Consider the following 12,075-nt stretch of genomic DNA (forward strand, 5'->3'; position numbering starts at 1 on the left):
ATTTTTTCCCCAATTTTCGGTATATTAAACCATGCAAGTTCAAACACACACGTAACTACTTCAGCCTCTGTTTCTCCTGACTAATTCTTAGTCTAATACTCTCTTTTTCTACCGAACAATAATTTCTTATACCAGTATGAGCATTTTGAAACAAATTCAAAATCGAAAAACATTTGCCATTATCAGTCACCCAGATGCCGGGAAAACGACGTTGACGGAAAAACTGCTGTTGTATGGCGGAGCAATTCAAATAGCCGGTGCAGTAAAATCCAACAAGATCAAAAAAACAGCAACTTCCGACTTCATGGAGATTGAAAAGCAACGCGGAATTTCCGTCTCTACTTCAGTGATGACATTCTCCTACAACAATTATACAGTGAACCTGCTTGATACGCCGGGCCATAAAGACTTTGCTGAAGATACGTACCGGACTCTCACTGCAGTTGATAGTGTCATTTTAGTGATTGATTGTGTAAAGGGAGTGGAAGAACAGACAGAAAAATTAATGAACGTCTGCAGGATGAGAAATACCCCGGTGATTGTATTTATCAATAAATTGGATCGTGAAGGACGGGAGCCGATTGAACTGCTGGATGAGATTGAAGCGAAATTAAGTATCCATGTGCGACCTCTCTCATGGCCGATGGGAATTGGATCGAATTTCCGAGGTGTGTTCAATATTCATGAGAACACATTTAATTTTTTCACACCAAATAAACAACGAGTTGAAGAGGATATTGAGACATTCAGCGGCGTTGACGATCCCGCATTGATGGACCAATTTGGGAAACAAGCGGTTCAATTAAAACACGATATTGAATTAATCAGAGGCGTCTATCCTGAATTCGATGTGAAAGATTATCTTGCCGGAAATTCTGCGGCTGTCTTTTTCGGCAGTGCGCTCAATAATTTTGGAGTGAAAGAGTTGCTAGAGACTTTTGTGAAGATTGCTCCGGCACCTCAACCGCGGGAAACAACGCGTGGATTGATTGAACCGATGAGCGATAAATTTTCCGGATTCGTATTTAAGTTGCACGCCAATCTCGATCCTCGTCATCGTGACCGCATTGCCTTTTTGCGAATCTGTTCCGGAAAGTTTGAACGAAATAAGTTTTATTATCATGTACGTTTAAAACGTGATTTGAAGTTTCCGAATCCAACCTCTTTTATGGCACAAGATAAAAGCGTGGTGGACGTTGCTTATCCCGGGGATGTTATCGGACTCTACGATTCCGGTAATTTTAAGATCGGGGATACGCTCACGGAAGGGGATCAATTGATGTATAAAGGGATACCAACATTCTCTCCCGAAATATTTAAAGAACTGCAGTTAACTGATCCATTCAAATCCAAACAGTTGGAAAAAGGAATTCTTCAGTTAACGGATGAAGGTCTGGCGCAAGTGTTTCTGCAGAATCAAGGGAATAGGAAAGTGGTTGGAACAGTCGGTGATCTGCAATTCGACGTCATCCAATATCGCTTGGAGAATGAATACGGCGCTCCATGTATGTTCCGTCCCCTTAGCTTATATAAGGCATCCTGGGTACAGTTCGAAAAAGAAGCCGACATTGAGTGGCTGAAATCGATTCATCCCGGATCATTATTCTATGACAAACATAGCAATCTCGTCTTTATCTCAGAATCGAAATATGCGTTGCAAAGGGCTATCGATAATAATCCGAAAGCGAAATTCCTCTTTAGTATCGAGCATAATACTGAAACACATGAAATGGCTGAAGAATAATGTCTCTATAAATAGTAAGTTTTGATTTTGGAAAACCTTCCACCTTTTGTATATTCATGCAATTCATCTCAGCAGAACCACAATTCTAACGAGGTAGTACGTGGGCGAAAACATCGCAAACTTGGAAGAACAGTTCAATCAACGCATTTCCGGCGGCGAAACAATCGAACCGAAAGATTGGATGCCGGAAAAATACCGCAAGCAACTGATGCGGCTCATCTCACAACACGCGCATTCTGAAATCATTGGAATGCTCCCCGAAGGAAATTGGATCACTCGTGCTCCATCGCTTCGTCGTAAACTTGCGCTCATTGCAAAAGTACAGGACGAAGCAGGGCATGGTCATTATCTCTATAGTTCTGCAGAGACACTTGGCATTTCCCGCGAGGAAATGTTTGACCAATTACATGCCGGTAAAGCGAAATACTCTTCTATCTTTAATTATCCAACCCTCTCATGGGCAGATATGGGAATGATCGGCTGGCTGGTGGATGGTGCGGCGATTATTAATCAAACAACCATGGCAAAATGTTCCTACGGTCCTTATTCCCGCGCGCTGCTTCGTATCTGTAAAGAAGAAAATTTCCATAAAAAACAGGGAATGGAAATCGTTGCAACTCTCATCGCATCCGGTGAAAAAGGAAAAGCGATGGTTCAAGAATCATTTAATCGCTTCTGGTGGCCTACGTTAATGATGTTCGGACCGCATGACTCCAACTCTCCGAACAGCCCTGATATGATGAAGTGGAAGATCAAATTAAAAGGAAATGACGAGCTTCGCCAGCGTTTTATTGATATGACCGTGGAACAGGCGCAAGCGTGGGGTTTATCTGTTCCCGATCCGAAATTGAAATTCAACGAACAAACGAGAAGTTGGGAAACCGGTGATATTGACTGGAAAGAGTTTAATGCTGTCATCAATGGCGATGGTCCTTGTAATCATGAACGGTTGGCCGCCCGCCGGAATGCACACGACAATGGAAAGTGGGTTCGTGATGCGGCAAGAGCATATGATGAGAAACAACGAGTGAAAAATTCCAAATGACAAATATCAAATTCCGAACCATTGTCACTTTGAGTTTTGAAAAGAAGTAATTTTGAAATATTCACAGGTGTATTCAATCAATAACAATATGTCTGACATTAATAAAACGACACAATCAAACGACCAGTGGGATCTCTGGGAAGTGTTTATTCAGGAATCCGATAACGCACCTCATATACATGCCGGAAGTATTCGTGCTGCTGACGCAGAGAACGCGCTCCAAAATGCACGGGATGTTTTTGCTCGACGGGGAAAAGTAAAAAATATGTGGGTGGTGAAATCTGAGCACATTATTGCTACAACATCGACGGACGCAGCCCCTTTTTTTGATCCGACATCTGATAAGGTTTATCGTCACCCACAGTTTTATAAACATACGTTGGACGATGAACTGTGGAAAAAGTCATGAACGAAAAGATAGTTGAATATATCATCCGCCTTGCAGACGATCGGTTGATTCTTGGTCATCGTTTATCTGAGTGGTGCGGACATGCTCCGATTTTAGAGGAAGATATTGCGTTGGCAAATATTGCATTGGATTGTATTGGCCAGGCAAATTATTTGTATGGTGCCGCGGCCGAGTTGGAAGGGGAAAAACGAACTGCTGATGAAATCGTCTATTTTCGTGAAGCTGTTGAATACAAAAATCTTTTACTTCTAGAACAACCGAATGTCGATTTTGCACAGACGATTGTTCGTCAGTTTCTGTACGATTCGTTTGGTATTTTGTTGTTTGATGAATTACAGAAGAGTACATGTGCTCCTCTTGCAGGCATTGCCCAAAAAGCTGTTAAAGAACTTCGATATCATTTCCGGCATAGTAGTCAATGGATGCTGAGATTAGGTGACGGAACAAAAGAGAGTCACGAACGAGCACAGAATGCCGTCAATAACTTGTGGAAGTATACGGATGAAATGTTTCTTTCGGATCTTTTAGAGAGTGAGTTATCAACGGAAGGAATCGCAATCCTCTCATCGTCCCTGAAGGAACGATGGTCAAAAACGGTGACGGAAATAATTGCAACATCAACACTAACTCTTCCGGAGGCAAGTTCGTTTATCCATCAAGGGGGAAGAGAAGGGAAACACACCGAGCATCTTGGACATCTGTTATCAGAAATGCAGATTGTCGCGCGTTCCTATCCGGATATACAATGGTAGGTTAAGATTAAAAACGATCTGTTAAAATAATAATGATTATATCCAGCAACCCTACAGTTGAATCAATAAAAAACCTTCTTTCGTCGATCAATGATCCTGAGGTTCCGGCAATAAATATTTTGGAATTGGGAATTGTTCGGAATGTCATTGTGAATGAAAATACTGTGTCAATTACAATTACGCCGACCTATTCAGGATGTCCCGCCATGAAGATGATCGAAGATGAAATTTATCGTGTGTTGAGTGGAAATGGTATTTCGTCGATTTCCATAAAGACGGTATTTTCTCCTGCATGGACAACAGATTGGATCGACAATTCAACAAAAGAAAAATTGCGAAAATATGGTATTGCCCCTCCGCATGTTGCGGATCAATCACCGCTGTTGCAAATTGAAATGCCGCATGTGGAATGTCCTCATTGTAATTCAATGGATACTCAAATAAAAAGCGAATTCGGTTCCACGGCATGCAAGTCCTATTATTTTTGTCATTCTTGTCACCAAGCATTTGAATATTTTAAGTCATTCTAATGAAATTCACCGGATAGTATCCAAAACATCCGGACGACTGAGAGAACAATGAAACCAGTATATATAATCGATGCCATCAGAACACCCATTGGGAAATACGGCGGGGCATTATCGTCAATTCGTCCCGATGATCTGGCTGCTATTGTTATCAAAAGACTTGTAGAACGAAATCAACAAATAGATCCCTCAGTGTATGATGAAGTGATTCTTGGCTGTGCGAATCAAGCGGGAGAAGATAATCGAAATGTTGCGCGGATGTCATCGTTACTTGCAGGATTACCCGTTACGCTTCCTGCAGAAACTGTCAATCGACTTTGTGCCTCGGGGATGAGTGCTGTTGCAATTGCTGCGAATAAGATCAAAGTAGGAGATGGAGATATATATATTGCCGGCGGAGTGGAAAGCATGTCCCGCGCACCGTATGTGATGGCAAAACCTTCAGAAGCATTTTCCCGTTCTCCGGAGATTGCGGATTCATCGTTGGGATGGAGATTCGTTAATCCAAAAATGATGGAGATATATGGTATTGATTCCATGGGAGAGACAGCTGAGAATGTTGCCGAGCAATACAAAATTTCACGTGAAGATCAGGATACATTTGCTTTATGGTCACAACAAAAAGCGAAACGATCAATCACAAGCGAACGATTCTTCAAAGAAATCATTACGATCGAAGTTCCGACAAAAAAGGAAACAATTATTATCGGAGATGATGAATTTCCAAAACTGGATACGACGCTTGAAAAACTCTCCAAACTGAAACCGGCATTTCGTAAAGATGGAAAAGGAAGTGTGACAGCTGGAAATTCTTCCGGACTGAATGATGGTGCCTGTGCCTTGATTTTAGCATCCGAAAAAGCGGTAAAGAAATATGGACTCAAACCGATCGCAAAATTCATTGCTTCTGCAGTTGTGGGAGTAGAACCCCGTATCATGGGAATTGGACCGCTTCCCGCATCACAAAAAGTACTAGCAAAAGTCGGCTTAAATATTTCTGATATGTCGGTGATAGAAATGAACGAAGCGTTTGCAGTACAATGTCTTGCAACGCTACGCGGACTCGGTCTTGCTGATAATGATCCCCGCATAAATCCAAACGGAGGAGCGATTGCTCTCGGTCATCCGCTTGGAATGTCCGGCGCACGGCTAATCACCACGGCAGCATACGAATTGCAATCCAATGGCGGACGATATGCACTTTGTACCATGTGTATTGGAGTTGGGCAGGGAATGGCTTCTATAATTGAACGAGTTTAATTGTAAAATTATCAAGATTATCAAGATTATCAAGATTATCAAAATTACAAAATATCATTATTGATAGCTCAAAAGTTAGAAAGTTGTAACGTTTTAAGGTTCAAGATTTCAAACTTTCAAACTCTCAAGCTCTCAAACTTTCTAACTTTCAAACTTTCAAACCCCGTAGCACGAAGAATGGTTTTTTAAAGCTTGGAAAATTTGCAATCATGAAAATAAAAAATATTTTTTCCTTTAAGAGTTTTATTCCGGTCATTCATAAAAGTGCCTTCATCCATCCGCAGGCAACAATCATCGGCAATGTGATTATCGGAAAAGATGTCTATGTCGGTCCGTCTGCTGTCATTCGCGGTGATTGGGGAGGTATCGTTATCGAAGATGGATGTAATATCCAGGAAACGTGCGTAGTTCATGTCTTTCCAGGGAAATCGATCACACTGAAGAAAAATGCTCATATCGGACATGGATCTATTATCCATGGAGCGAACATTGGTGAGAATGTGTTGGTGGGAATGAATGCTGTTGTGATGGACAAAGCGGACGTTGGTGATAATTCTATCATAGGGGCTTTAACGTTTGTCCCGGCGGAAATGCAAATCCCGCCACGATCTGTCGTTGTCGGTAATCCGGGAAAAATCGTAAAACAGGTTTCGGATGAGATGCTTGAATGGAAAACACAAGGGACTGCCTTATATCAAACACTCCCCAATGATCTTCGTAAGGCGATGAAGCCAGTGAAGCCGTTGAGGAAAGTTCCGAAAAACAGAGCAAAGCAAGAAAAATTATTTGAGAATTGGAAAAAGTGACATCAGGTGTGAGAATTTTGCTTATTTACAACCAGTTGATTACATTACCAATATATTTATATGATAAAATTGACCTCGAGAGTATCGGAACAACTTGGTAAGGTGTTTCTTAATATCGGACAAGGTTTGATTTTAGCTGGAATTGTGGGAAGATTGATTCAACATGATACCTCTATTGTTGATTCAATTGTGGCTTATCTTCTGGGAGCATATGCAATTGGAATTGGATTATACTTTATTAGTAGGACAAATGTAGAGGAGGAATAATACTATGGATACCATCATTCTATTTGGCGTTATCACAGCTGTTGTGGGGACAATTTTAGTTGCTATCGTACATTTTACTACAAAAAAACGTCCACAAGTACATCGTTGAAACGAAGTGAGTGAACATTTATCAATTCTGACGCCAAGCAAATCTTGGCGTTTTTGTTTTCATCAAACATATCACATGGTCAAACTTTTTCCGTTTTTTCTCTCTGCTATACTATCCTCCCAAACATCTTTACAAATGTTTGTTGAAGGTGAAGCAAAATTGGAAACCTCAGAACTCATCTCCAAAGATATCCGCGATGCCGTTGGTTATAGAAGTGGTGAGTGACTTGAAAATATAAAAATCTTATGAAAATAAAATCATACGCATACGGACAATGGATTGAAGGGAATGGCACAGCGACACAACTTCTGAGTGCCGTTAGCGGCGAACATATTTTTGATGCAGATAGCACTGGACTCGATTTTAACCAAATGATTGAGTTTGGAAGAACAGTTGGCGGTGTCAATATTCGAAAATATACATTCCATCAACGAGCATTAATGTTGAAGGAATTGGCGAAGTATCTCTCTGAACGGAAAGAAATATTTTATAAACTCTCATACTTTACCGGTGCAACAAAGACTGATTCGTGGTTTGATATCGACGGTGGTATCGGAACACTCTTTGCGTTTGCCAGCAAAGGACGCAAAGAACTTCCTAACCAGACAGTATATATTGACGGCGGAACGGAATCACTCTCAAAAGGTGGTACGTTTGTCGGACGACATATTTGCGTGCCGCTTGAAGGTGTTGCTGTTCATATCAACGCATTTAATTTTCCTGTCTGGGGTATGTTAGAAAAATTTGCCCCTTCTTTTCTTGCCGGAATGCCGTGTATCATCAAACCGGCAACCTCCACCAGTTACGTTGCGCAAAAAGTAGTGGAAGAGATCATTGCTTCGAACATTCTACCTATTGGTTCACTGCAGATCATTTGCGGAAGTGTCGGAAATCTGTTCGATCATCTTTCCATGCAGGATGTGGTGACGTTTACCGGTTCGCATTCCACCGGGATAAAACTCCGACAACACAAAAATGTCATTGAACACTCGATCCGATTCAATATGGAAGCAGATTCTTTGAATTGCTGCGTTCTCGGAGAAGATGCAACGCCGGATTCGGAAGAATTTTCACTCTATATAAAAGAAGTTGCGAGAGAACTAACCACAAAAGCGGGACAACGCTGCACTGCAATTCGGAGAATTATCGTTCCGAATGACCGAGTGCAGGATGTGATTACTGCGTTGCAAAAAAGATTATCCGGAGTCATTATCGGCGATCCAATTCTTGATGATGTAAAAATGGGTCCATTGGTTGGAAAAGATCAGTTTACAGAAGTAACCGCACGCGTTGGAGACTTATCACGATCGAGTGAAAAAGTATTTGAGTATTCCGGTGAATTCAAAAAGAATGGACACAGTATTGAAAATGGTTCGTTCTTTCGCCCTACATTGATGCATTGTGCCAAACCATTATCCGCTATTGAGCCGCATAGCATAGAAGCATTTGGTCCTGTCAGCACGATAATGGGATATTCGAATATGGATGAAGCTATTGAAATTGTGCGGCGAGGGAAAGGGAGTTTAGTCGGTTCATTCTTTTCAAACAATGATCGTTTTTGCAAAGAGTTTGCTTTGGGAATCGCTCCATATCATGGACGGATTATGATGGTTAATCGTTTTAGCGCGAAAGAATCGACCGGTCACGGTTCACCGATGCCGCAAATGGTTCATGGAGGACCGGGAAGAGCTGGAGGTGGAGAGGAATTGGGTGGAATTCGAAGCGTGCTTCACTACATGCAGCGAACTGCGCTTCAGGGATCGCCGACAACTCTGGGAAATATTTATGGTGAATACACTGTTGGAGCAATGACACATACAGATGGAGTCCATCCATTCAAAAAATATTTTGAAGATTTGGTGATTGGTGATTCATTATTAACCAAAACAAGAACATTTACCATTGATGAAGTCGAACGGTTTGCAGATTTGAGCGGCGATCATTTCTATGCGCATATGGATGATGATCTTGCACGGAAATCAATTTTTGAACGGCGCGTAGTGCATGGATATTTTGTTCTTTCTGCAGCGGCAGGATTGTTTGTAGAACCCGGATTTGTTCCGGTGATGGCGAACTACGGGCTTGAAGGATTGCGATTTATTAAACCTGTCTATCCCGGCGATACGATTCAGGTACGGTTAACGGTAAAATCTACTCGTCCTAAAGAAGGGGAGAATCAAGGTGTTGTAGAATGGGATGTGATTGTGATGAACCAAAAGAATGAACAAGTTGCTGTGTATACATTACTGACGTTAGTAGTAAAAAGAAAAGACATAAGTAAAAAGGAAAAAGATAAAAGTTAAAAGATAAAAATTAAAAAATAAAAGTTAAAAGATAAAAATTAAAAAATAAAAGTAAAAAGTTAAAAGATAAAAAAGTCAAAAGTTAACATTCTAACACGTGAAGAGAACAACTTTCCAGACAGTATTATGAACTATCAACATATTATCGTAACAATTGAGAATCACATCGCACGAGTAATGCTCAACCGGTCGCCGGTGAACGCTTTAAATAAAGAGCTCGTTGCTGAACTTGTCTATGCAGCAAATACATTTAAAGCGAATGGTGAAGTTTGGGTAGTTGCCGTAACAGCGGCGGGAAAAACATTTTGTGCCGGTGCCGATCTTAAAGAGCGAGCGGGAGTGTCGCAAGATCAAGTGATCAATTTTGTGAAAGGAATCCAATCTGTCGCTGCGTCATGGTGCGATATTGCTCAACCGGTCATTATGGGAATTCAAGGTCCCGCTCTAGGTGGAGGATTGGAGTTTGCCTTGTCGGGGGATATTCTCGTAGCGAGCGAAACTGCAACATTAGGATTACCGGAGACGAGTTTGGGTATTATTCCTGCTGCAGGAGGAACGCAACGGTTAGCGCAACGGACTTCATCGGGAGTTGCGAAGAAATGGATTTTGACGGCAAAACATTTTTCCGCGAAAGAAGCAAAGGAAGATGGTGTGGTCGATTTTGTTTTTCCGGCAGAAACCTTTGCAAAAGAATTTGAGAAGATAGTCCAAACAGTTACAGCAAATGCACCCCTTGCAATTCGTCAGGCGAAAAAAGCGATTGAATCATCCTACAGCGATTGGTTGATGGACGGATTTGAAAATGAACGAACATATTATGAACCGTTGATTCCTACAGAAGACAGAAGCGAAGCACTGAAAGCGTTTGCAGAAAAGAGAAAACCTGTTTGGAAGGGGAAATAATGTATAGTGCAGTTTGTTGATACATTACACTAATGTAAAAAAGAACGCTGCCAGGAAACCGACAATCGTTGCAAGACCTACCTCGGCGCCGCCATCTTCATATGCTTCCGGCATCATTACAGATGCAACCATTGCAAGAATGCCACCGCCTGCTAATGCTTCTACCACCGTAATAATTGTGGGAGGGGCATTCAGCAGATAAATATTTCCCAGCGCTGCTGCGATGATACCAGCAACAATTAATCCAAACCACAATCCGAAAATCTTCGATTTGCTGTAGCCTGCCTCAAGCATGTTCATGGAACTTCCCATTGATTCTGGTAGATTTGAAAGAAAAACGGCAAGAATGAATGTGAACGTATACGAATCAAGCGAAAGAAATCCGGCGCCGATAATGATCGATTCCGGTATGGTATCCATCATCGCTCCGAGAAATAATGCCAACGGATTTCCGCTGATGACGCTCTGTTTCATGTAGGTAAGTTCTTCGGCTCGTGAGATTCGATTGATGTTTGCCGCTGCTACCTTTCTCCAATGTTGTGAATCGCCCGCGTCTCGTAGATTCTGCACATTCATCAGTATCCGTTTAGTGTTTAGCTGCTCAACGGACTTCCGCAATGCTGGCGAAATTTCCATCAACGCGTCAAATTGTTCCTTCCCAATTTTTAAAAGATGAGCATTGCTCTTGGCAACTGCTGTTGCAGTCCGGAGATCGTTATTCAATAACGCCATCTCGCCGAACGATTGTCCCACTCCAAGTGTTGCAATAATTTTTTGATCACTTCCCAAACCGGATGTGATATCAACTTCTCCGTTATCAATAAGATATAACGCATTTCCAGGGTCGCCTTGGTGAAACACTATTTCTCCGGCTTTAACAGTAACCGGTTCAATGCAACTGAGCACACCTTCCATCTCTTCAGGAGGAAGGGAACGGACAAGCTCGACTTTCGAAAGTTGATTAAGAACAATGCTTGAGTCCGCTCGTTTTCTCTGCAAGTAATAGAATTTTGCCAGCGCGGGATGACGAATGGCGGCACCTTTTTTTTCCAACCATTTATTGACCAGATAATAGATCAATCCGCCGGCAACAAAACCTGAAGCAACCCATGCCCACGCATCGACTCCGCTAAACATTGCTTGATTGGTTAATCGATGAGCACCTTTTAAGGCAAGTTCTATGGCTAACGCTTGGATTAATGCTCCGGTTCCGAAGGCCATAATGATTGCCGTTGTTCGCTGTGCCGGTTTAGTATAGACACCGATGGCCGTTCCAATGATCATGGATATCATTGAAATTGCCGCAAGACCGGCTGCGATCAAAACTCTAGATATGTCGAACGATGATGAGTCCATAATGACAAGGACAATATAAAAATTTATGGAGAACAGTGTCTATACGTATCAGTAATTTATTTTTCTGATGTGAAAATTTGTACGCTTTGCGAAAAAACATTTTGTTGAGAAAGCTGATTTTCGTATATTTACATCTGAAATGAGGAGAGCTGGCAGAACGGTCCTGCAAAGAACGCGGGATTTCGTCCCATAAAAAATGGGACTCAACTATTGCACTTTTTTTTGGAGAGCTGGCAGAACGGCTATTGCACCAGTCTTGAAAACTGGCGCCCTGACGGGCTTGTAGGTTCGAATCCTACGCTCTCCGCAAAGTATTGCACGTAATCTTTTACAACAATATTTTTATAAGAACGGCTATTGCATCCGCCTTTGGCGGATGTCCTGAAGGATTTGTAGGTTCTGCCGATCCAAAGGATCATTTCGTGACGGCATCCCTTCGGGAGAATCCTACTCTCTCCGCAAAATAGATGGCGCTATTCGGCCATAAAAACGCCTCTTCATTTATTGCCTCACATTCGCGCAAGCCTTTTAATTTTGCTGCCACTTGCATCATTACGGTTGGTTTGTTTACTCAACGAGGGGCCTACATCGCAT

12 protein-coding genes and 1 tRNA gene are annotated in these 12,075 nt (G+C 41.9%); 12 read left to right on the forward strand and 1 reads right to left on the reverse strand.

Going from position 1 to position 12,075, the window contains the following annotated elements; genetic code table 11:
- Positions 1–136: 136 nt before the first annotated feature.
- The 11 genes from WDA22_04565 to WDA22_04615 all read left to right on the forward strand — a co-directional run bounded on the left by WDA22_04565 (position 137) and on the right by WDA22_04615 (position 10,125).
- The gene (locus WDA22_04565; protein ID MFA5832735.1) at positions 137–1,744 is read left to right on the forward strand and encodes a peptide chain release factor 3; all 1,608 of its coding nucleotides are present in this window, start codon (positions 137–139) and stop codon (positions 1,742–1,744) included.
- A gap of 100 nt (positions 1,745–1,844) precedes the next feature.
- Complete coding sequence (gene paaA, locus WDA22_04570; GenBank protein ID MFA5832736.1) at positions 1,845–2,789, forward strand: 1,2-phenylacetyl-CoA epoxidase subunit PaaA; 945 nt, start codon at positions 1,845–1,847, stop codon at positions 2,787–2,789.
- 52 nt (positions 2,790–2,841) lie between these two features.
- Positions 2,842–3,198 carry a 1,2-phenylacetyl-CoA epoxidase subunit PaaB gene (gene paaB / locus WDA22_04575; protein ID MFA5832737.1) on the forward strand — a complete coding sequence of 119 codons (357 nt, stop codon included), beginning with the start codon at positions 2,842–2,844 and terminating at the stop codon, positions 3,196–3,198.
- Entirely contained in the window at positions 3,195–3,950 is a 756-nt protein-coding gene (paaC, locus tag WDA22_04580) for a 1,2-phenylacetyl-CoA epoxidase subunit PaaC (protein MFA5832738.1), read from the forward strand. Before paaB ends, paaC begins: the two co-directional genes overlap by 4 nt.
- 32 nt (positions 3,951–3,982) lie before the next feature.
- Positions 3,983–4,480: a 1,2-phenylacetyl-CoA epoxidase subunit PaaD gene (gene paaD, locus WDA22_04585; GenBank protein MFA5832739.1), complete on the forward strand. Its 498-nt coding sequence runs from the start codon at positions 3,983–3,985 to the stop codon at positions 4,478–4,480.
- Positions 4,481–4,528: 48 nt separating this feature from the next.
- A complete protein-coding gene (pcaF, locus tag WDA22_04590; protein ID MFA5832740.1) occupies positions 4,529–5,737 on the forward strand; it encodes a 3-oxoadipyl-CoA thiolase in 1,209 nt (402 codons plus the stop codon).
- Between the two features lie 209 nt (positions 5,738–5,946).
- Entirely contained in the window at positions 5,947–6,543 is a 597-nt protein-coding gene (locus WDA22_04595; protein ID MFA5832741.1) for a transferase hexapeptide repeat family protein, read from the forward strand.
- Positions 6,544–6,603: 60 nt separating this feature from the next.
- Complete coding sequence (locus WDA22_04600) at positions 6,604–6,810, forward strand: hypothetical protein (protein ID MFA5832742.1); 207 nt, start codon at positions 6,604–6,606, stop codon at positions 6,808–6,810.
- A gap of 184 nt (positions 6,811–6,994) precedes the next feature.
- The gene (locus tag WDA22_04605; GenBank protein ID MFA5832743.1) at positions 6,995–7,144 is read left to right on the forward strand and encodes a hypothetical protein; all 150 of its coding nucleotides are present in this window, start codon (positions 6,995–6,997) and stop codon (positions 7,142–7,144) included.
- A gap of 20 nt (positions 7,145–7,164) precedes the next feature.
- Positions 7,165–9,222, forward strand: a complete 2,058-nt coding sequence (gene paaZ / locus WDA22_04610; GenBank protein ID MFA5832744.1) for a phenylacetic acid degradation bifunctional protein PaaZ — start codon at positions 7,165–7,167, stop codon at positions 9,220–9,222.
- A 126-nt stretch (positions 9,223–9,348) separates the two neighbouring features.
- Entirely contained in the window at positions 9,349–10,125 is a 777-nt protein-coding gene (locus tag WDA22_04615; protein ID MFA5832745.1) for an enoyl-CoA hydratase-related protein, read from the forward strand.
- Between the two features lie 24 nt (positions 10,126–10,149).
- Here WDA22_04615 and WDA22_04620 read toward each other — a convergent pair whose 3' ends face one another.
- A complete protein-coding gene (locus WDA22_04620) occupies positions 10,150–11,481 on the reverse strand; it encodes a cyclic nucleotide-binding domain-containing protein (GenBank protein ID MFA5832746.1) in 1,332 nt (443 codons plus the stop codon).
- 224 nt (positions 11,482–11,705) lie between these two features.
- Between WDA22_04620 and WDA22_04625 the strand changes: the two genes are divergently transcribed.
- Positions 11,706–11,788 (forward strand) — tRNA-Ser (locus tag WDA22_04625).
- Positions 11,789–12,075: the final 287 nt, after the last annotated feature.

It is taken from the genome of Bacteroidota bacterium (assembly GCA_041658205.1).
In the GTDB taxonomy this organism is placed as follows: Bacteria; Bacteroidota; Ignavibacteria; order UBA10030; family UBA8401; genus UBA8401.